Below are 20,597 nucleotides of genomic sequence, written 5' to 3' on the forward strand. Positions count from 1 at the left end.
CCTCAAAATTTAGGACTTTTCGGAAGAACAGATACTTGCCGCTGACTTCCTGACAAGCCGAAAAGTCCCTTAAATTTTTCGCGGTCCCAAGATGCTTCGCATCTCTCTATTTCCTCAAATTCAGGACTTTTCGGAAGAATAGATACTTGCTGCTGACTTCCTGACAACCCGAAAAATCCCTTAAATTTTTCGCGGTCCCGAGATGCTTCGCATCTCTCTGTCTCTTCAATTGCCCGTTTTACCAGTACCCGGCACATAGCCTGCCGGTATTCGGCCGTACCCCGCAGATTGGCCCCGAAGGACAGCTCAGCCGCTGCTGTTTCCGCTGCCTGAGCGATAGTGTCCTCATTCACGCCCCGTGATAAAATCGCGACGGCACCGGCGGCTTCCATCGCCCGCTGGGGTCTGGCGCCGACCACTACCCGCCAGTCTTTGTCTAACACCGAGGCGGCAGCCGTCAGTATCGGGTAATCGGAGGCTGAATTGCGGAGACTTTGATAAGCGGCTTTCCGGCCGTTTTTATGAATATAAATACGCACCAGAATATCCTGCTGCAGGGGCTGTTCCAAAAATGCCGCCAGAGGCATCCGTCCACCCTTAAACAGTTCCACTTCGGTATCTAGAACCAACAACGCTGTAATTAAATCCGAGAAGCCATATTTAGAAAACACCGTGGCCCCCACTGTCGCCACATTGCGAAACTGCACACCAATGATCTGGCTGACCGCCTTGACCAAAGCGCCGTTAAAATGGTTCGCAGCCGCCGGATGAACCTCCAGATCCCGCAGAGTCGTCATGGCACCGATTTCGATCCTGTCAGCCGTATCCTTGATATACTGCAGGTCCAATCGGGATAAATCAATACCGGTGGGAATCTTGCGGGGCGATAGCCGCAAAAAGGCGCAGCCGCCCAGGACAGCATTGCTCCGGTTGGATGTTAATGCCTGATAAGCCTCTTCCAGTGTAGCCGGCTGCACCAAGTTCAGTACAGTAAGCATCTTTTTTCTCTTCCCCTTCCTGATTGCTACGGAAGCACGAATAAATATTTGAAATACCCGGCTTATGTTCGTATGGATATTATCCGGAAAATACTTGATAAACTATACTCAAACCGGCTTTTCAGTCTGTAACACAACTAACATAATAACAAAAAAGTTCGGATACCGCCACCCATAAAAATATTCGCATAATCGAAACCGCCGGCAGGCGAAAAAAGCAATGCCCGGACAAGATCGTCCAGGCATTGCTTTTGCGGGTGGTCTGCAGGTTGCGTCTCAACAGCGCGGTCTGCCCGATTCATTCTATATTCGGTGACAGGCCGACCCGCTTTCCTTACAGCCGGAAATCAACGACTGTACTTTGCAGATTGGCAGCCATTCTCGCCAGTTCGGCAGTGGCGGCTCCGATTTCCTCCACCGCCGCATTTTGTTCCTGACTGGCGGCAGCCACATGCTGGGCGCTGGACGCGTTGGTCTGGGCCGCGTCGACAATGCCGTCCACCGCATCTTCCATAGCGCGGATGCTCCGCTCCTGATCTTCCGTCAGGGCTACGATTTGCGCCACCTGAACCCCCATATGGTTCACTGCTTCGTAAATTTCCCGGAAGGCGGCGCCCGACGCCTCCACCGCCTCCACTCCGGCGCCAACCTCGCGGCTGCCTTTTTCCATGGCCACCACCGCTTCGCTGGTCTCGTTCTGGATGGCGCTTACGATAGCGGCAATCTCCTTGGCCGCCGCCTCCGATTGTTCGGCCAGCTTGCGCACTTCCACCGCCACCACGGCGAAGCCCCGGCCCTGTTCACCGGCCCGGGCCGCTTCAATGGCCGCATTCAGCGCCAGCAGATTAGTCTGGCCGGTCAAGCCGGTTATAACATCAATAATCTGGCCGATCTGATGCGATTTTTTCCCCAGGGAATTAATGCTCTCCGCTGCCTGCCCCACATTTTCCCGGATCCGGTTCATGACATTCGTTGCCTGAGAAATATGGACGGCTCCGTTCTTAGCCGCCTGCTCGCTTTGCTCTGACACCCCCGCCACCGTATGGGCCGCCGTCGCCGTCTGATTGCTGGCCCTCACCGCCTGGGCAATCAGTTCCCCTGACTTGTGGGCGAGGTCTACTTGTGACGCCGCGCCTGCCGCTACCATCTGAATATTCCCAGCCACCTGCTGAGAGGCCTTGCCCACCTCCGACGCCGATGCCGACAGTTCCTCGGCTGTGGCCGATACCGATTGGGTCGCCGTCATGGTCTGGCCAATAATACTGCGCAACGACTCCGTCATAGTCTGGAAAGCCGCCGCCAGCTCATTAACTTCTCGCACACCGCGGACATCTGCCCTCTGGGACAGATCGCCCTGGGCAATACGGCCGGCCACCTCCACCAGCCGCTCCAACGGTTTACTGATATTCCCCGCCATCAGGAATCCGATCCATACCGCCAGCAGCACTGCCAGCAACGTGACTGCCACGACGCTATAAGTCACTTGATACAGGGTGCTGAAAACCTCGTCCACCGGCTCATAAGCAATGACGCCCCACTTGTACTTATCCACCGGCGTATACACCACCAGCGCCTGTTCGCCGCGGCTCGATTCTGCTTCAACAAAACCATTCTCATTAGCGGCGGTTTGCACCAAATGCGCCGGAACCGGGACAGTCTCTTTTTTCAGCACCCGTTCCTTCACCGGATGAGCGATCAGGGTCCCTTGGTTATCCACCACGTCCACATAACCGCTCTGGCCCAGGCGCACCTTATCCGCAATCTCCCAAACCGCCTTCAGGGAAATATCAGCCGCCAACACGCCCACATTCGCTCCCGCCGCATCTTTTATCGGTACCGACACCGTAAGGCAGGGCGCGTTGGTAAACGCTGAAATATATACATCCGTGAAAAAGACCTTGCCCTGAATAGCCTCCTGAAAATAGGGACGATCACCCCGATAGGCCACGTTGCCCGACGTCCTGGCAATCTGCATCCCGGTGGCGTCCATCGCAAAAATCAGCTCGAACTGAGGATTTTTCTGCTGTGCCGCCACGATCATCTCCCGAATCGCCGCTCTGTCCAGCGTCCGCGCCGCCGGAACCGCTGCCAGCGCCTCCACCAGTCCCCGGGAGTTATCCACCATTTGCCTGATCTGCTCCCCAATCTGGCGGCTCACAATCTTATTATCATGGATCGTCGTCTCCCGGGTTGAGTGGAAATTCAGATACCAGGTGACGCCTCCTCCCGCAGCAGCCGGTAGTAAAGCAAACAAAAGGAACAAGGTAATCAATCTCGCCTGCAGACTCATTCTTTTCAACATTGCTTTTAACCCCCTTCCGATCTTCATTATCAATGTAATTTTCGACAATAATCCCAAAAATTCCTATAATAATTTGTAAAAAAATTAATTATTATGGGAAAATAGAAAAAGGAGTTTTAGAATGTGAATCATCTCATGCCTAAGCGCATACTCGCGCATAAACGACTATCATTGCACCCCTTGCTGCCTATTATCTGTTAGCCGCCGTTAACGGCCATTGCCGCCATGCTGTCTTTATGATAAGATAAATTTTGTCGACACAAAGTGAATGAATGTCTGGAGTAAACGTGACTCAAATATGTCCAACCTACATTAGACAATCGGGAGTCAAACACTGCACAGCTGTCGGGCCGTCACCGAACGGATGGCAAAAATGCAGCTAAGGCGCCCACCTGTGAGAGCGCAGGTTTGGACATATACGAGAACGTATTTCGGACAATCAGGTTTACGATAAAGGGCTTGCCGCGAGGCAGGTCCTTTTCGCTGTCAAGAAATATCCGTTATAGCAACAAGACCTGGACCATGCAATCCAGGTCTTGTTGCAAAATATGGAGTTAATCTCTTTCATCATTCTTTGATTTGTCCCTAAAAGGCTTTGTCGCTGCCGGTTGAAGGTTATATTTGGTTCGACTTTCAGTCTTGAGCAATACATCGTCCTGCCACATTTGATAGCCATAAATTACAGCTGCATGCAGCAGCGTGACCAGCAATGCTGAAAAAGGAGACATGTTAAAATCAACGATTCCTCTGCTTGGTAAAAAGTAAGCCAGGAGAAAGAAATTAAAAAATATATCCAAAATTGTATTGGTAATCATATATAGCCCGAAACGTCCATGGGTGAATTTAAAGGTCCATATTGTCAATACAGGCATGACCCCATAAAAAAGCGGTAGCATCTGGCTGAAAGGATAGGTCGGTTCGCGGGTAGCCCAGACCCCCAGCCGGATTCCAATATCGCCAATCATGGTAGCCAGCACAACCGCAAACATGGCAACCGGCATCCAGCGTTTAACCTCTTCTTTCTTCATGAAGAAAAGAGTCAGCCAGGGAGCTACGGCTAATGACCACATAATAAAGCTATTGCTCATCCAATCACCCCTATACCTTATCGCTGCAATTAGCTTTACTCACATCCTGAATAATATGCACTGCGGTTTAGCGAATATCTCTGTTGCTATCTATGAATAGATTCAAGAAATTCAGCTTTATCGGCGCTGATTGCGGGAAAATTCGGGACATGCGGCGAATATAGGTTTTTGATTTCTGCAGTTATGCTCGGTACGGGCATATTGGAATACACCGGCAACATGTAAGGAGTGAAATCGATGGCAACAACAATGGATTTTGCAGAGTACGTCTGCGACCAAATTAAAGACTGCGGATATGTCCGTTGCAAGAAGATGTTCGGCGAATATATGGTCTATATAAATGATAAGCCAATTTTGCTTGTCTGTGACAATACGGTTTTCGTAAAAATACTGCCTTGCCTTGATGCACTCATGGTAAACGCCGAGAAAGGGTTTCCCTACGACGGGGCAAAAGAACATTACATCTTGGATATTGATAATGCCGATTTCGCCACGGAAGTCGTGAATATTTTAGAACCTGTTACCCCGCTGCCGAAGCCGAGGAAAAAGAAGATCAAACCGGAAATGTGTTAATAAAATCTCCTCAACCGTTCTAATATTCTTATCGGTGCCCCCGGGAGGACTCGAACCACCGACATGCGGTTTAGGAGACTTAAAGGCCAACCGGGACGGCTCAACGGAACCGTCCCCCCGATTCCTAATCCGTACAACTGATTAAGACGAAAGGACCTGCCGGGCGGCAAGTCCTTTCGTCTTACATACTATAATGGCTTCATAAAATCTCCTCAAGATAATCGATTAGAGGATGAAGTTTGTGCTCACGCTGCAACGTATATATCTTTTCCTTGTCCATCCACTGTGCGTCGGCAACTTCATCGTCCTGTAACGTAAGGAATTCTATCGACGGATTGGCATGAAATAACCACACATCGTAAAAATCCTGGGTTTGTTCTCGCCGGATCTGATAAACCAGTTTCGCAGGGGTGGTTTCAAGATTCAGGCCCAATTCTTCATATACTTCCCGCAACGCCCCCTGCAGGCTGCTTTCTCCCAACAGCACCGAGCCTCCGGTACATTCCCAGCACAGGGGATATGGTTTATTGGATTGACGCTGGGACATGAGATAATGACCCTGGTCATTTACAACCCAAGCGCTCACTACAAGATGATAATAGCCTTCCGGAATTGGCTCTCCCCGTTTTTGCGTCAAGCCGATTTTATTGCGATCCCCGTCGTATAAATCCCATAGTTCTTCCATAGGCATCCTCCATGTTAATAATCTAAATTATTGCCGCAAAACATACGGATAATGTAAATTGAAACTGCGGAGAACGAATGTCTATATCCATCAAATTACTGATTGGCCTAAATTTAGCTGGAATGATGCGGTCTTATCCAGAGTATCGGACCGTGTTTTTTCGTTTACTATCGATATATCACTTAAGATGCTTTTTCATCCATTGTTTAAAAAAGTTCATTAACTGTATATGAACAAAATCAATCGCAAGTATATCTACAATATTTAACTATACCATAACACCGCGAAAATCTCTATTTCACTTAAAAGACTAAAGACAATGAAGCGGGCATTGTCCCAACCACGAAAAAGTCCCCAGTCCGGCCTTGGATAAATAAATTAAGACTAGGCTTTTTGTTCTTAAATATCGCAGCAGTAACCGTCAAAGCATACAAACAAGAAAACGGCAAAGCTCCGATTTTCTGAAGTCTTGCCGCTCTAATAGATTGCCATGGGGTCATATTGTCAATAGATTGAATTTTTCAACTTCATTCCTTGCATGTAGCTCACGAAAGCAATATAATTGAATCGTCAACTGGAATATTTTACCACAAGGGGAGTGTTTATTAGTGAGAAGAATATTATGGTGCACCATCTTGACCATAATCTTAGCCAGTGGTATTGTCTCTGCTGCTCCGCAAATTGATTTCGAACAGGAAAAAACCTCCATCGACATTGGTGTAATCCGTTCCGAGCTAGAAACATCGGATAGCGGTGGTTCTATCGACTGGGATAAAAAATCAAATTTGGATTTCGGCATTACGACAGGTTTAAGCGAAAAGGTTGCGCTACAATATAAATATCAAAATTTAGATTCGGGCGATGGTTACTTGCTCACTCCTAACGATACAGTCGACAGCAAGGTACACGAACTGAATGTGTTGTGCAAATTAGATTCAAATTTTTATGCCTTTTTGGGTGTGCAACGTCTGTCCGGTGATTTAAGCGTACCGGGGGCAGGGTCTTTAGATATTGATTCAACGACAGTTGCTCAAATCGGCGTTACCGGCACCACTAATCTTGCCGACAAACTTACTGGATGGGCAACTGCCGCTGTTGGCAACGATAACTATTCTTATGAGATTGGTCTTGGCTATGAGATAGCTGACAATACAGACATCAATCTATTCTATCGCTACAAAGAGTTCAGTGATCTCGAATTTAAAGATATTTCGGGATATGAGTTTGACGCTAAAAGCAAGGGCTTTGGTGCAGGTGTAACGTTCAAGTTCTAAGCTTAAAGCTACCAGTTGACCGATAAGGAGACGGGCATTCCGTCTCCTTATTGTTTCAAAACCCGCCTATCCGCCGGGTTTGAATCTATTCTGTAAGCCATTCCGTAGCGGTATAATGATACCATTTTTTTATGTTAGTCCTTCGCCTTACCCTCTTTGGAAGAAGTAATTACTAGGTCCATATTATCAAAAAAATCAAGTCTTGGAGGTGCTAGGCGCAACTTGCCATAATAAAAGGGTTCGCATCTCTGCGAACCCTTTTATTTCCTGGTGGGGCATGCTGGTTTCGAACCAGCGGCCTCTTGAATGTGAATCAAGCGCTCTCCCACTGAGCTAATACCCCATATCAAAATGTAGATATAGTATACCATAAACGAGAGGATTTATCTAGCGGTAATAAGCTTTCTTTGTCGGGTTTTTCACTCCATTATGTATACTTTGATGTTCCTGCGTCCAAAAATCAGAGCCTCACGCCGGTTTTCAAAAGCTAGGTCGATTTTGTTGCCTTTAATGGAACTGCCGATGTCGTCGGCTACGGCGTAGCCATAGTCTTCTATGTACAGGCGGGTGCCCAGGGGAATCACTGTGGGGTCCACTGCTACCAGACCATGTCGCAGGCGGTGGCCGCGTTTAGTGTAATTCCCCGTATTGGGGTCCTGGGAGGTATAGGCTGAAGCGTTCATGGTCAATGCTTGTTTGTATTGATCGGGTTTGGCAGAGGCTTCTTTCAGTTTTCCCAACACCTTTAAGTCTGCCTGACCGGTAGCTGGCAGGTTAAAGGCTTTTTGCACTTTTTTCACGGCTTCGCCGGTGGCTGGGCCGAATACGCCGTCTACCCAGCCGGGATAAAAACCTGTATCGGCCAGGAGCTGCTGCAGCTGCTGCACTGCCTGGCCCCTGTCGCCGGCAGCCAGGGGCTTGTCCTCACTTGCCGCAAAAGAAATGCCAGTAAAGGCCAGCAAACAGCAGAGTATAGCCAGAAGAAATTTGGATCGCACTATGATGTCTCCTTTTGCCTTGGCCGGTATTCCTGCCGGCCTTTTTCCTGTCCTGTAGTCTATTTTACTATAGGATCAGGTGGCGAGAAAAGGAGAAAATTCGCTAAAAGCAGGAATTTAAAAAGGAAATTTCAGGGCTCCAGACACAGAATCAAAAGGGCATAATCCCCAATCGCATCATAAGCAAACCGAAAGTCACGGCCATAAAACCGGCTAACAGGGTATAGTCTTTAAAAGACAAGGCCACGTTGGCGATAAAACTGCGCTTGCCGGCGGCAAAGCCTCTCAGCTCCAGGGACATGGCCATGGTTTCCGAGCGGCTGATGGAACGCAGCACCAGTGGCTGAACCACGGTAATATAAGACATGAATTTGTGCACCAGGCTGCCCCGGCTGGAGTAGCCGCGGCAGGCTTGAGCCTCCTGTACGGCCCGGCTTTCGGCCAGGAGGTCGGGAACGAAGCGAAGGGCTGCGGTAAACATGAAGGCAAACTCATAGGGAATGCGGCACTGACTGACCAGGGCGGTGGTCAGGTCCTGGATGCGTGTGGTGGCCAGGAGAATAATAAAGGCAAAGCACATGATGAACATCCGGAAAGCAGCGGCTACCGCCGCTGTCATATCCGTTCCCAGCAGGTACTGCAATCCGATCAGGAAGACTCCCACCAGGCTCAGGCCCACCAGTGTCTTAACGCCTTTGGCGAAACCTGCCCCCAATAAAACCAGGAGGGCCATAACCAGGGTCAGCCCCCCCAGCGCCAACGGCGATTTCAGAAGAAAGGCCCATACGGTGATCAGGAAGGTCGCTGCCAGCTTGGTTAAAGGCGCAATTCTACGCATGGATTTCTCCTCCTTTTCGCTGTTGAATCCTCTGGCCTAAGGCAACGGCGTCGGTGGTCAGCGGTATTCCCTGATGGCTGAGGCCACGGGATATTTTGACTGCCGCCGGCTCCCGCAGACCCAGACTCTCCACTTGCTGACAGGTGGCGAAGAATTCGGCCACCGGCCCGTCAAAGGCTTTTTCCCCATCAGCCATGACAATGACCCGCTGGGCATAGCGCACCAGACAGTCCATATCATGAGTAACCAGGATAATGGTCTTGCCGGCCTGGCGCAGCCGGGTCAACAGCTGCATGAACAGTTCCCGGGTCCGGACATCCTGTCCGCTGGTAGGTTCATCCAGAATCAGCACGGCCGGCTCCATGGCCAGGGCCGAGGCCACCGCCACTTTTTGCTTCAGACCCTTGGACAGGGTCCGGGGATAGCGGGCGGCCAGAAAGGTGATTCCTACGGTTTCCATGGCTTCGTCTACGACCCGGTGCACCTTTTCCGGCGGGAAACCCAGCTGTTCCGGGCCATAGGCTATTTCCGCCGCTACGGTATCGCGAAACATCTGCCGGTCAGGGTTCTGAAACACATAGCCGATATAGCGGGCCATATCCGCCGGACTGCAGGAGACGGTATCCCGTCCGTCATACAGGATCTGGCCGGCCGTGGGCTTTAACAGGGACATCATCAGCTTGGTCAGAGTCGTCTTGCCGCTGCCATTGCGGCCGGCGACAGCGACAAATTCACCCTGGGCCAGCTGCAGTGATACATCTTTTACTACGATTGCCTGGTCCCGGCTGTAGGAAAAGCGGACATTACGCAGTTCGAGCATTTTTTGACACCTCATTTGCCTGGGTCATATAACGGACCAGCTCAAAAATGGCTTCGTCCTCCTGCCGCCAGTCGCCGAAGGGTTGGCCAGCCGTTTGCTCCATATAGAGCTTCAGGGTCCAAAGGGCCGGCAGTCCCTCCCGGTAAGAATCCTGACAAGCCATATGACGCAGCACTTTAGCCGCCGGACCGGCTGCTGCGATACTGCCTTCCTGCAGCAGGACCAACTGAGTGGCGTAAGGCAGCACCTTGGCCAGATCGTGTTCTACGAGCACCACGGTTAAATGATTTTGCCGGTTCAACTCGGACAGCAAGGTATATAGTTCGGCCGCGCCTTCCGGGTCCAGGGCGGAAGCCGCCTCATCCAGCACCAGAATGGAAGGCCGGGTAGCCAGTACGGCGGCGATGGCCAGCCGCTGTCTCTGTCCGCCGGACAAGGCGGCTATTTCTTTTCTTTCCTGCCCCGTCAAGCCTACCATGGCCAAAGCTTCCTGCACCCGCCGGCTGATTTCAGCCGGCGCCGCTCCGCGGTTTTCCAGGCTAAACGCCACTTCTTCCTCTACTGTCATGGTAACCAGCTGGCTTTCATAGTCCTCCAGCACAATGCCGACGGTTTCGGCCAGTTCCGCCACCTGCCGCTGCAGGGTATTCACCCCGTTAACCAGCAGTGAGCCGCCTACTGCTCCGCCAAAATAGTGAGGGGCCAGACCGGCAATCGCCAGGCAAAGGGTGGTCTTGCCCGAGCCGCCGTCTCCGGTAATCACCGTAAAGGAGCCGGCCGGCACGGTCAGGGATATGTTGTTTAGCGCCTGAATTTTGCCGCCGTAAGAGAAGGAAAAGGCATTGAAAGTAACGACCGGGTTCATTTTATTCTTCTCCCTTTTGCGCAAAGATTTTATGGGCCGGGAAATAGAGCATCTGAGTGATGACGGTATTGATCGCCGCTACAGTCAGAACCACCGGGATCATGCCATAGAGATACATCTGCATAGGCAGCTCCAGGGCCAGCTTGGTGGCGGTTACGAAAGTCATGCCGCTGGCCAGGGTAGTCAACAGGCCAAGTACCGCCGGCTGCAGATTGAACTTACCCAACTGGAACCGGATGCCGGAACGGACCAGAGCGGCGCAGACTACGGCGCCCAGTACCTCACTGAGCAGATTGGCATAGGGAAATATGGATTTGGAAGAAACTACGCCGATAGCTCCTGCGACCAGCCCGATGCCTATGGCCTGGGGAATGGCAGGGCGCACCAGGATCATCACCAGGCAGTACATGGCAATGGTCCAATTCGGACTGACCCCGGCTACGCTGGGGCTGACCAGTCGCAGAATAGTGCCTATTGCCAGGAATAGAGCGGTCATGGCAATCCAGCGGTATTTGCCCCCCGTTCCTTCTACCATAGTGACTTGCGTTTTTTCTTCTGTATTCATCGCTTTTTCCTCCTCTGCTTTTTCTGTGGAAACCGTTCCCAACGGCCGCAAAACAAAAAACCCCCGCGTCTCGGTCAGATGATATCATCTGACAGGGACGGGGGGAATAACCCGCGGTGCCACCCTGATTGGCTATATAAAAATAGCCCGGCTCATACCAGGTACGGGACTGAAATCCGATACCCGCTTCCCGGTAACGGGGGAAGAAGCCGACAGCGCCTACCCCTTCTCAAAGGCTCGGACTGTATCTCCCAGGCCCATTCCACACGCTGATTCGGCGCCAATCTTTCACTGCCATTGGCTCGCTGCAGCCTTCCTATCATGTGTACTCTTCCCGGTCATTGAAATTGGGTGATATAAGATTGATACGAGTATAGCAAAGAGACAAAATCATTGTCAACCCTTTTCACTGATTTTAACCTTTTCTTTTTTCGATTCTCAACTTTTGATCCTTGATTTCTTCACTGCCTGCTACCCAAAATCCGAAATAAGCCATGGAACATTTGGATAAAATAAAGAGCGGAGGTGTTTAACATGGACGGAGTCATCTGTTCAAGCTGTCATTCTTATCTGGACCTGGCCAATGCGGTTTGCCCGGGCTGCGGTACACAAATGATCTATGAAGGTGACGCAAAAAATGTCATCGACCGCCTGCAGCCAGACTGTCTGATCCATCGTTATGACGGGTCGGACATGCTGGAGCCGGCAGTCATTTTAAAAAAAGGCAGGACCAATTACAAAGTGGCCACCCGTTTGGCGGAGTATGCCAAACCGGTTATCGTGCCTGAACATAAGGTCTATCAGTTCAACCAGAACATTCTCAGCGCAGTGCAGGGCCTGCGCAATGAACGGACCGCCGCCATGGCCCGGTACGAGCAGCAGATCCAGTCTCACTGGAAGTATCTGAAACAATATACCCCCGCCCATAAGACGCACCCTACCTGACTTCATAGTACTGCAGCAATTCGCTGACCGTCACCAATTCATAGTCTGCCGCCCGCAGCTTGTCAATGATGCGGTGCAGTGCTTTGGCAGTGGCAATCGGATATTGTCCGTCATGAAACAGCACAATGCTGCCCGGTCTGATTCGCCACAGGACGCCGTTGGCAATCCGGTCGGCGCTCAAACCGCGCCAATCACCGGAGTCAATGGACCAGAGAACAGTAGTCATTCCCCGCAGACCGGCTGCCAAAACGATTTGATCGTTATAACCACCGCCGGGAGGGCGAAACACCGCCGGCGCGTGAGTGACCTGCCGGATAATCCCGATGGATTTATCCAGTTCCAGCGAGTATGCTTCAACAGCCATAGTATTCAGGAATTTATGGCTGTATGCGTGACTGCCGATTTCATGGCCGTCAGCTGCTGTCTGTCTTAAAATCGCCAAGCGGGTTTCCGCATTTGTCCCCAGCACAAAAAAGGTACCGCGGACCTTTTTTTCCCGCAATACCGACAATATCTCAGGTGTAGTGCGCGGTTCCGGCCCGTCGTCAAAGGTCAGGGCCACCAGCCGTCGGCTTGTCGGTATCTGACGAACCACCAGGGGATCATCCGCCAAGCTGTAATACAGGCGCAGCGCAACAGTCACCAGAAAAATTGTGGTAATCAGAAAGGTTTTGCGGCCATAGCACACTGTTATCCTCCAGTTTCTCTTCTTTCGTTTCCTGTCATTCTGCCGTGTCCGGTCAGTTCACCATATGCAAAAGCATCCCGGCTTAGACCCGATTCTCCGGTAATCGCATCAGACAGTCTATAGTAAAGCAGGAGGAATACTATGAAGATCCGCAGACAGAGTCTGATTTTATCCGTGTTGTCCCTTTATTGTCTCTGGCTGATACCACCGGCAGCCGCACAATCCTCTCCCCCGCCCGGACCGGTGATCGCAGCTGATGCCGCCGTCCTGATGGATGCGAAAACCGGGGAGGTGCTGTGGGGAAAAAAAGCTCATGAACGGCGGGCCCCTGCCAGTACCACCAAAATTCTCACAGCCATTGTGGCCTTAGAACGGGGTCAGCTGGACGCCGATGTCCTGGTCAGCCCCAAAGCCGCACACACACCCGGTTCTTCCATGAAGGTCTATTCCGGACAATCTTTGTCCCTGCGGGAAATGCTTACCGGTCTCTTGCTGAGCTCCGGCAATGACGCGGCCGTTGCCATCGCCGAGCATATCGCCGGATCGGTGGAGGAATTCGCCCCGCTTTTAAACAGCAAGGCGGCTGAACTGGGCGCCAAAAATACTCATTTCATCAATCCCCATGGTCTGACCGTACCCGGCCATTATTCTTCAGCCTATGATCTGGCCCTGCTCACCCGCTATGCCCTGGCTAATCCGATCTTCGCCGAAATCGTCCGCACCAAGGAAGAATCCGTGGACTGGCAAGATATCAAAGGCAAGGAACAGGCGAAAACTCTGCGCAATACCAACCGGCTGCTGTGGCTGTTTCCCGATGCCGACGGCGTCAAAACCGGCACAACCGGCCCGGCCGGCAAATGTCTGGTTTCCAGCGCCAGCCGGGGCAATCAGAAGCTCATTGCGGTTGTCCTCCATGATAATAATCGCTGGACCGATTCCATCAAAATCTTAGAATACGGCTTTCGCCATTTCAATCTGGCCGAGTACGCGCCCAAGGGGCAGGTCATAGCCTCCCTGCCGGTGGAGAACGGCCTCTATCCCGCGGTCAACGCCATAGCTGCCGAAAACGCCGCCTTGGTGGTAAAGGCGGATGATCTGCCCAATATCAGAGTGACCGTCAACCTGCCGGAGAAAATAAAAGCCCCGGTATTTCCGGGGCAAAAGCTCGGGGAAATCGTATTTTATTCCGGGGACCAGGCACTAAAGCGGGTTGACGTCATCGCCGAAGCCGAAGTGACGGAACGTTCCTATCAACGCATGCTCTTGAACGCCCTGTTCCGCGTCTATCGCACGCTGTCCGGCTGGGGCCTATTTTAAACAGGCTCTATAACGGTTTTTTATAAAAGAAGGGTAAGTAATGCTGGAAGCCAATTTCCCGGAAATTCAGGATGGCTTCGGTACCGCCGACAAACAGTACACCGCCTGGCTTCAGCGAGGCAAAGAAGCGGCGATACAGGCCTTCTTTGGCTTCTTCGGTAAAGTAGATCACCACATTGCGGCAGAGAATAATATCAAAGCCGGTTTCAAATTTATCCAAAAGCAGGTTGTGCCGCTGAAAATCCACCCGAGATTTGATCTCATCACTCAGGGAGTACAGATCGTCGGTATGTTTAAAATATTTACTGAGGATGGCCGGTGCAACATTTTTCATATCGTTGGACCCGTATACGCCGGCTTTGGCCTTGTTCAGCATTTCGATATCCAGATCAGTGGCCAAGATCCGGTGACGGGTTTGAGGGGTAAGCCCGGCCAAAATCATGGCCAGCGAATAGGGTTCGGCGCCGGTGGAGCAGCCGGCGCTCCATACATTCAGCTTGGAGCTTCTTTGCAATAGGTCCGGCAGTACCTTGGCTTCCAGTTCCACAAATTTTTCCGGTGTGCGGAAAAATTCGGTCACATTAATCGTCAGATAGTCGATGAAATCCTTGTACATCTTGGAGTCCTTCTCCAGCATCTGAAAGAAGCTGCTATAACTGGATGCGCCGTGCCGGATCATCAGGTTATTGATCCGTCGCTGCATTTGAGCCGCCTTATAGTCGTTTAAATTAATATTTGACTTGGCAAATAGCTTCTGTTTAAACAATTCCCATTCTTTTTCATCGCTCACAGCCATTCTCCCCCATTCAATGTTCCTGTAAAATTTCCACTATAATTGTAGATGATTCGACAGCTTGCATAATATTTCCTACTAAGGGGAAAGGTGATCCCGGACTATAAGCAAAAAAGCCGGCAGCCAGAAGCAAAAAGGCTGCTGCCTGACCGCCGGGCTTTTTACTTTCTTACAAGACTTGACTGAGGGGGGTATACGTCAGATTAAGGGCTTTGGCCACTGCTTCATAGGTCACTTTGCCGTTAATCACATTGACGCCGGGGATCAGGCCGGGATCATCCAGCACGGCTTGCTTATAGCCTCTATTGGCGATTTGCAGGGCATAAGGCATGGTGGCATTGGTCAGAGCCAGGGTGGAGGTGCGAGGCACGGCTCCCGGCATATTGGCCACCGCATAATGGACCACGCCATGTTTTACATAGGTCGGATCGCTATGAGTGGTCACCCGGTCAATGGTTTCCACTGATCCACCCTGATCAATCGCTACATCCACAATCACCGAACCCGCTTCCATGGTCTTGACCATGGCCTCAGTTACCAGTTTGGGCGCCCTTGCTCCTGGCAACAGTACCGCGCCGATCAGAAGGTCGGCCTTTTTCACCCATTCGGCGATGTTGTAACTGTTGGACATAACCGTAACCACCCGTCCGGCGAAAAGATCATCCAGGTAGCGCAGCCGTTCTTCCGAGCGGTCGATGACGGCTACCTGAGCCCCCATGCCCACCGCCATTTTAGCGGCGTTGGCGCCGACGATGCCGCCGCCGACGATAACCACCTGAGCCGCCGGCACGCCGGGTACACCCCCCAGCAGAATCCCTTTGCCGCCCTTCGGTTTTTCCAGAAACTGCGCGCCAACCTGAACCGACATGCGTCCGGCTACCTCGCTCATGGGCAGCAATAAGGGCAGGGAGTGGTTGGGTCCGACAATGGTCTCATAAGCAATGCCAATGACTTTCTTATCCAGAAGAGCCCTGGTGAGTTCCGGTTCGGGCGCCAGATGGAGGTAGGTGAACAGAATCTGTCCCGTATGAAACAAATCATATTCAGCTGCAAGGGGTTCTTTCACTTTCATAATCATTTCCGCCCGATCAAACAGAACCCGTTTGTCCGCCAAAAGCTCAGCGCCGGCTTTCTGGTACTGATCATCACTGAAGCCACTGCCTGTCCCGGCAGTCTTTTCCACTAGAACAGTGTGTCCGGCGTTTTTTAAGGTCTCCACACCAGCAGGAGTCAGGGCAACACGATTTTCGTTGTTTTTAATTTCTTTGGCAACTCCGATGATCATAGGAATCCCTCCTGATTTTTTCCTGAATCTTTTCGTATCATTCAGATTGCAAGTTATGTGCCAAAGTATAGAACAACAAAACAGAGGGCATCATGGTTAGTGATTCCCCCTGTTTGGAAACTTTTTGTTCCGATTTTGGAAAGTTTTGTTTCCGACCGTAAACTTTTTATTCCAAATTATCGCCGGTCTTTATCCCGCATTTTCCCCAAACAAACTTTTTGGCTTGTTCATACTCGACAATGAGACGGTCCAAATCAGAGCTAAGCTGAATCACTTCCCGGTCGCTCAAGTCATGTTGTTTGTCCGCTACCAACTGACTGAGAGACCGCCGAACCTCTTCAATCTTTCGCCGCTTTTCCTCCAATCCGGACATTGCGTCGCCTCACTCTCGTTTATGCTACGCTGGATCAGCCCCTATATCTCTCAACTTCCTTACATACAAAACATTTTATTCCTGAACATCCTGCTTTTGTTCTATTTCGGTATTTATTCTCAACTTCCTGCCATGCCGCACTGCAGCCTGTAACTATTTAACATCAATGTCCAAGGATAATTCCTTTGGTTTAGGCTGATAATAAGATTACAAAGGAAAGGAGGTGGACAAATTGGCAAGAAGCAGAAAACCTGTTAATCCGGCTGCCGAAAACGCTCTGGACCGTATGAAGATGGAAGTCGCTACTGAACTCGGTATTAGCAATCAGGTGAGCAATCAAGGCTGGTCGACGATGACCTCCGCTGACTGCGGACGTGTAGGCGGACACATGGTCCGTCGGATGATCGAACAATATGAATCCGGTACTGCCGGCACAACCGGCACGACGAATACCACCAGTGCCTCCACTATGACCTCCAAATATGATATCAAATAATAAACCTTACAATCATTACCCTAATTAGTCTAATGACACAAGACAGGGCGGCTATGCCGCCCTTTTTCCAATGTCTATAAAAATCGACCTATGTACGGACCCGGATCAAGAGCCATCACCATCCCGGGGTTCGAATGTTACAGTAATCTCCGTATTCGGTTCCACCACTGCAAAAGGCGGCAAGCTCTGGTGAACAGCCACTCCTGAGCCGATCGGAACAAAGGACAATCCGGCCTTATTGCTGGTTTCACCGGCCTGGCGAATGGATTGCCCCAGAAGATCGGGTACGATTATCCTGCCGACAGGGACCATCGTTTGGTCAGAAGCAATAGCCCGGGTGCCGGATTGAGACGGCAATATCGGATGTTTGCCGGTTTCACGGGCTTGCTGCTTCATATTCAGATACCACATGACCTGGGTCATGATCTCGCTGAACACCGGGGCAGCTACTTCACCGCCGTAATAGGCGCCTACCGGATCATCGATGACCACCAGAGCCACCACTTGAGGGTCCTCCGCCGGTCCATAGCCGGCGAAGGAGGCGATATACCGGCCTTCCGCATAGCCAACGCCGCCTTGTTTCAGCTTTTCAGCCGTACCGGTCTTACCGACGAACCGGTATCCCTTGACTGCTGCCTTCGCGCCGCCGCCTTCCGCCACGACCTTTTCCAAAAGATTGGTCAGAGTCCTGGCCGTGGCCGGACTGATGACCTGCCGCACCGGTTTGACCGGAGTCTCAGTGACCAATGTTCCGTCAGCATTGCGGATTTCTTTGACGATAAAAGGTTTCACCAGGACTCCTTCATTGGCCACTGCCGCCAGAGCTGTTAACAGCTGCAGCGGCGTTACGGCAATTCCCTGACCGATAGACGTACTGGCCAGGTCGGATGGAGTCATCCTTTTGGGGTCAAACAGCAGGCCGTATTCCTCTCCCGGCAGGCTAATGTCAGTGGCCTGGCCAAAACCAAAGTTCCTGGTATATCTCATCAGCCGCTCCTCGCCCAGTCGCTGGCCGATCTGGATGAAACCGGTATTAATCGAATACTTGGTGATATCGGCAAATGTGACCCGTCCGTGGCCTTTGCTATCCCAGTTATGAACTGTGACGCCGCCGGCGGTAATTTCGCCTGCATCCTCAAAAGTTTCAGACGGCGTTACCAAACCCTCCTGCAGAGCGGCGGCGGCAATAATGGTTTTAAAGGTGGAGCCGGGTTCGTAGACAAAGGACAAAGAGCGGTTCTTCCACTCTTGAGGACTGTAACGGTAAAAGAAGTTAGGATCATAATGGGGCCGGTTGGCCATGGCCAAAATAGCGCCGGTGCGCGGATTCATCAGGATCACCGAAGCGCCTTGCGGTTTGCTTTGAGCCACGACCTTGTCCAGGGTTTTTTCCACGATATGCTGAATCGTGATATCAATCGTCAACACCAAACTTTTCTCCCGGCGCGGCTGAGACTGGAAGACTGACTGCAAAATTGGAACGCCCTGATTGTCGGTCTCCAGAACATGCCGGCTGATTTCGCCGTGCATGAATTTGTCGTAGACCATCTCCACGCCATCCAGTCCGATATCATCCGTGCCAACAAACCCCAGTACCTGACTGGCAAAGGGTCCGTTGGGATAATAACGTTTACTTTCTTCCAGAAAATGCAGTCCATGAATCTTTTTCGTTTTGATCAAATCCCGGACTTTTTGGGTGACTTCCGGTTCCAGGGTCCGTCTCAGCCAGACAAAGCGGCCTTTGATGGACAGCCGTTCCCGAATCTCATCCACATCCACATCAATGATCGCCGCCAAAAGCCGGGCGGCTTCATCCGGAGGAAGGCTCAGTTCCTGGGGATCGGCGTACAGTGACTGCCGCATGCTGCTAATCGCCAGTTCCCGTCCATTGATGTCATAGATTGTACCCCGTGGCGACTGCAGGATGCGGGTATCCCGCAGCTGAGATTTCATTCGGTCGGCTAACCGGCGCCCTTCCACAAACTGCAGCCAGCCGATCCGCGCCACCAGAATCAGGATGGCCAGCATAATGAGCGTCAATAATACGGCAACACGGCGCGAAGCCGGTTTTACCATGCTTGGCATAGTCTTCATCCCTCTCCTTCCTTTGAATCGACAGACTCAGAATCACAGAGCCCCAGCTCTTTTTCCAGCCAGGCCCGCGTCTCTGGGTGCAAGCGCATTTTGCCCTTATTTTCCCGATACCAGGGAAGCATGGCTTGTCTGCCCGGCATCCTTGCCACCGCCCGCCAGTCGGCCAGCATTTCCCGTCGATAGGGATCAGTCATGGGCAATACTTTGACCGTCCTTGCATCCAAGTGGACGACCCACCATTGCCAGTGATGCCGGTTATGATGATAATGATGCAGCCAGCCGGCCGCCAGGGCATTATCCACATTCTCCGGTTGGTACCAGCCGGCCTCATCCAGATAAGAGGGGAGGCTTTTACCGAGAGCAGCCGCTCGGGGACCCCATTCCGCCGGAGTAAATTTAGATAAATCATGCAGGATCCCCCTCCAGGGAATCCCCAATTTGCAAGCTTCTACGAATACCAGCCATTTATGGTGGATCACGTAGCGGAGGTAGTTTATATTTTGAAGAATATAGTTTCGATACTCTTTGTTATACTGCATTACACTTTTCCTTACCCTATATTCGTATCCATTTATTGATATTCTCAATATGCCAAGGCATAATTAACCGCAACGATTCATATTTCGAATCGTTTATGCAGATTAATTCGGGCAAATTTGGCTAATTCCTTCACCCGGCGGAGTAACTATCAAAGGGAATGAGCAAGACAGGCTTGCCCACTCCTATTCCTACCCCTATACCTACCTTAGTCCTCTTCCGTTTCTTCCTCCGGAGGTCTGTGGCCGCACCAGAGATGTTGTTTTTGCGCCTGCCAATCCTGCACTGTGTTGAGCATCTCGCCAAATCGCTGAAAATGTACAACTTCCCTCTCCCATAAAAACCGCAGCATATCTTTCACACAGGGGTCAGAAGTCATTTGGATAAGATGCTCATAAGTGGCGCGGGCTTTTTGCTCGGCCGCCATGTCTTCCACCAAATCGGTGATAGGATCGCCCAGAGCCGCAATATATTTGGCGCTCCAGGGAATCCCGTTAGCATCGGTCCAGAATAAGCCGTTATCATGCTGAACATACTGTCCGCCCCAGCCGGCGGCCTGATAATCTTCCGGGCAGGCGCCTTCGGTCAGCTTATAAACCAACGCCGCGATCATTTCCATATGAGCCAGTTCCTCGGTTCCAATATCCGTGAGCAGAGCCTTGGCGTTGTCAAAAGGCATGGAATAGCGCTGATTCAAATACCGCAGTGAAGCCGATAACTCCCCATCCGGCCCGCCATACTGGGTGATCACCAATTTAGCAAAGGCCACATCCGGACAGCTGATCTTCACCGGATGCTCCAGCTTCTTTTCATAGATCCACATACTCACTGTTCCTTTCTTCAAAATTTTCCTTTAAATCGTCTGCCTCCTGCGTATCTGTCGCCTCGAACCCGGGGGCGTTCAAAAAGGCCCAGATGCAAGGTAAGAGAGACGCTCTGCGTCTCCGTACTGAAGAATTCGGATGACTTTTCACTCATGAGAGATCGGCTACTGTTACCACTCTCTGAAAAGTCATGAATTCTGATACAGCGCGACGAGGACGGGCGTGAGACTGTACGTACG

The 20,597-nt window shown here is 51.4% G+C and carries 21 protein-coding genes, 1 tRNA gene, 1 other RNA gene and 1 other annotated feature; of the genes, 6 read left to right on the forward strand and 17 right to left on the reverse strand.

Annotation, left to right across the window (positions count from 1 at the left end; all coding sequences use genetic code 11):
* Window positions 1–2: 2 nt before the first annotated feature.
* Together ALO_RS09785 and ALO_RS09790 are read right to left on the reverse strand one after the other, a co-directional pair.
* On the reverse strand, window positions 3–998 hold the full coding sequence (locus ALO_RS09785; RefSeq protein ID WP_004573338.1) for an FAD binding domain-containing protein: 996 nt from the start codon (window positions 996–998) through the stop codon (window positions 3–5).
* A gap of 334 nt (window positions 999–1,332) precedes the next feature.
* Entirely contained in the window at window positions 1,333–3,300 is a 1,968-nt protein-coding gene (locus tag ALO_RS09790) for a methyl-accepting chemotaxis protein (protein ID WP_004573339.1), read from the reverse strand.
* 270 nt (window positions 3,301–3,570) lie between these two features.
* On the opposite strand from ALO_RS09790, the gene ssrS reads away from it, so the two are divergent.
* A non-coding RNA gene (gene ssrS / locus ALO_RS21385) (6S RNA) lies at window positions 3,571–3,742 on the forward strand.
* Between the two features lie 112 nt (window positions 3,743–3,854).
* On the opposite strand, the gene ALO_RS09795 is transcribed toward ssrS, so the two are convergent.
* Complete coding sequence (locus ALO_RS09795) at window positions 3,855–4,328, reverse strand: hypothetical protein (protein WP_139025367.1); 474 nt, start codon at window positions 4,326–4,328, stop codon at window positions 3,855–3,857.
* A gap of 297 nt (window positions 4,329–4,625) precedes the next feature.
* On the opposite strand from ALO_RS09795, the gene ALO_RS09800 reads away from it, so the two are divergent.
* Window positions 4,626–4,961 carry a TfoX/Sxy family protein gene (locus tag ALO_RS09800; protein ID WP_004573341.1) on the forward strand — a complete coding sequence of 112 codons (336 nt, stop codon included), beginning with the start codon at window positions 4,626–4,628 and terminating at the stop codon, window positions 4,959–4,961.
* Window positions 4,962–5,160: 199 nt separating this feature from the next.
* On the opposite strand, the gene ALO_RS09805 is transcribed toward ALO_RS09800, so the two are convergent.
* On the reverse strand, window positions 5,161–5,646 hold the full coding sequence (locus ALO_RS09805) for an NUDIX hydrolase (protein WP_004573342.1): 486 nt from the start codon (window positions 5,644–5,646) through the stop codon (window positions 5,161–5,163).
* 608 nt (window positions 5,647–6,254) lie between these two features.
* On the opposite strand from ALO_RS09805, the gene ALO_RS09810 reads away from it, so the two are divergent.
* Entirely contained in the window at window positions 6,255–6,920 is a 666-nt protein-coding gene (locus ALO_RS09810; RefSeq protein ID WP_004573343.1) for an outer membrane protein, read from the forward strand.
* A 268-nt stretch (window positions 6,921–7,188) separates the two neighbouring features.
* Here the strand turns inward: ALO_RS09810 and ALO_RS09815 are convergent.
* The 6 genes from ALO_RS09815 to ALO_RS09840 form a co-directional block, all read right to left on the reverse strand.
* A tRNA-Val gene (locus ALO_RS09815) sits at window positions 7,189–7,263 on the reverse strand.
* Between the two features lie 76 nt (window positions 7,264–7,339).
* Window positions 7,340–7,918 (reverse strand): 3D domain-containing protein, encoded by a 579-nt coding sequence (locus tag ALO_RS09820; protein ID WP_004573344.1) that lies wholly within the window; start codon window positions 7,916–7,918, stop codon window positions 7,340–7,342.
* 151 nt (window positions 7,919–8,069) lie between these two features.
* The gene (locus ALO_RS09825) at window positions 8,070–8,756 is read right to left on the reverse strand and encodes an energy-coupling factor transporter transmembrane component T family protein (protein WP_004573345.1); all 687 of its coding nucleotides are present in this window, start codon (window positions 8,754–8,756) and stop codon (window positions 8,070–8,072) included.
* On the reverse strand, window positions 8,749–9,576 hold the full coding sequence (locus ALO_RS09830) for an energy-coupling factor ABC transporter ATP-binding protein (protein ID WP_004573346.1): 828 nt from the start codon (window positions 9,574–9,576) through the stop codon (window positions 8,749–8,751). The genes ALO_RS09825 and ALO_RS09830 overlap by 8 nt, the downstream gene beginning before the upstream one ends.
* The gene (locus tag ALO_RS09835) at window positions 9,560–10,441 is read right to left on the reverse strand and encodes an energy-coupling factor ABC transporter ATP-binding protein (protein ID WP_004573347.1); all 882 of its coding nucleotides are present in this window, start codon (window positions 10,439–10,441) and stop codon (window positions 9,560–9,562) included. Before ALO_RS09835 ends, ALO_RS09830 begins: the two co-directional genes overlap by 17 nt.
* A 1-nt stretch (window position 10,442) precedes the next feature.
* Window positions 10,443–11,006, reverse strand: coding sequence for a tryptophan transporter (locus ALO_RS09840; protein WP_004573348.1), 564 nt, complete (start codon window positions 11,004–11,006; stop codon window positions 10,443–10,445).
* Between the two features lie 90 nt (window positions 11,007–11,096).
* Window positions 11,097–11,357: a binding site (T-box leader), on the reverse strand.
* A 183-nt stretch (window positions 11,358–11,540) separates the two neighbouring features.
* Between ALO_RS09840 and ALO_RS09845 the strand changes: the two genes are divergently transcribed.
* Complete coding sequence (locus tag ALO_RS09845) at window positions 11,541–11,951, forward strand: hypothetical protein (protein ID WP_004573349.1); 411 nt, start codon at window positions 11,541–11,543, stop codon at window positions 11,949–11,951.
* Here the strand turns inward: ALO_RS09845 and ALO_RS09850 are convergent.
* Window positions 11,944–12,639, reverse strand: coding sequence for a polysaccharide deacetylase family protein (locus ALO_RS09850; protein ID WP_004573350.1), 696 nt, complete (start codon window positions 12,637–12,639; stop codon window positions 11,944–11,946). The two genes, ALO_RS09845 and ALO_RS09850, sit on opposite strands and share 8 nt — an antisense overlap.
* Before the next feature lie 141 nt (window positions 12,640–12,780).
* Between ALO_RS09850 and ALO_RS09855 the strand changes: the two genes are divergently transcribed.
* A complete protein-coding gene (locus ALO_RS09855; protein ID WP_004573351.1) occupies window positions 12,781–13,956 on the forward strand; it encodes a D-alanyl-D-alanine carboxypeptidase family protein in 1,176 nt (391 codons plus the stop codon).
* Window positions 13,957–13,963: 7 nt separating this feature from the next.
* Here the strand turns inward: ALO_RS09855 and ALO_RS09860 are convergent, their stop codons facing one another.
* From ALO_RS09860 to ALO_RS09870, 3 genes are all read right to left on the reverse strand, one after another.
* Window positions 13,964–14,746 (reverse strand): CheR family methyltransferase, encoded by a 783-nt coding sequence (locus tag ALO_RS09860; RefSeq protein WP_004573352.1) that lies wholly within the window; start codon window positions 14,744–14,746, stop codon window positions 13,964–13,966.
* A gap of 172 nt (window positions 14,747–14,918) precedes the next feature.
* Window positions 14,919–16,034, reverse strand: a complete 1,116-nt coding sequence (gene ald / locus ALO_RS09865; RefSeq protein WP_004573353.1) for an alanine dehydrogenase — start codon at window positions 16,032–16,034, stop codon at window positions 14,919–14,921.
* A 166-nt stretch (window positions 16,035–16,200) separates the two neighbouring features.
* Window positions 16,201–16,407 carry an aspartyl-phosphate phosphatase Spo0E family protein gene (locus ALO_RS09870; RefSeq protein ID WP_004573354.1) on the reverse strand — a complete coding sequence of 69 codons (207 nt, stop codon included), beginning with the start codon at window positions 16,405–16,407 and terminating at the stop codon, window positions 16,201–16,203.
* A 223-nt stretch (window positions 16,408–16,630) separates the two neighbouring features.
* Between ALO_RS09870 and ALO_RS09875 the strand changes: the two genes are divergently transcribed.
* The gene (locus ALO_RS09875; RefSeq protein ID WP_413788497.1) at window positions 16,631–16,903 is read left to right on the forward strand and encodes a small, acid-soluble spore protein, alpha/beta type; all 273 of its coding nucleotides are present in this window, start codon (window positions 16,631–16,633) and stop codon (window positions 16,901–16,903) included.
* A 105-nt stretch (window positions 16,904–17,008) separates the two neighbouring features.
* Here ALO_RS09875 and ALO_RS09880 read toward each other — a convergent pair whose 3' ends face one another.
* The 3 genes from ALO_RS09880 to ALO_RS09890 all read right to left on the reverse strand — a co-directional run bounded on the left by ALO_RS09880 (window position 17,009) and on the right by ALO_RS09890 (window position 20,357).
* Window positions 17,009–18,997, reverse strand: coding sequence for a penicillin-binding protein (locus tag ALO_RS09880; RefSeq protein ID WP_004573356.1), 1,989 nt, complete (start codon window positions 18,995–18,997; stop codon window positions 17,009–17,011).
* The gene (locus ALO_RS09885; RefSeq protein ID WP_004573357.1) at window positions 18,994–19,536 is read right to left on the reverse strand and encodes a DUF5662 family protein; all 543 of its coding nucleotides are present in this window, start codon (window positions 19,534–19,536) and stop codon (window positions 18,994–18,996) included. The genes ALO_RS09880 and ALO_RS09885 overlap by 4 nt, the downstream gene beginning before the upstream one ends.
* A gap of 206 nt (window positions 19,537–19,742) precedes the next feature.
* On the reverse strand, window positions 19,743–20,357 hold the full coding sequence (locus ALO_RS09890; RefSeq protein ID WP_004573358.1) for a manganese catalase family protein: 615 nt from the start codon (window positions 20,355–20,357) through the stop codon (window positions 19,743–19,745).
* Window positions 20,358–20,597 lie beyond the last annotated feature (240 nt).

Source organism: Acetonema longum DSM 6540 (assembly GCF_000219125.1).
GTDB lineage: Bacteria > Bacillota > Negativicutes > Sporomusales > Acetonemataceae > Acetonema > Acetonema longum.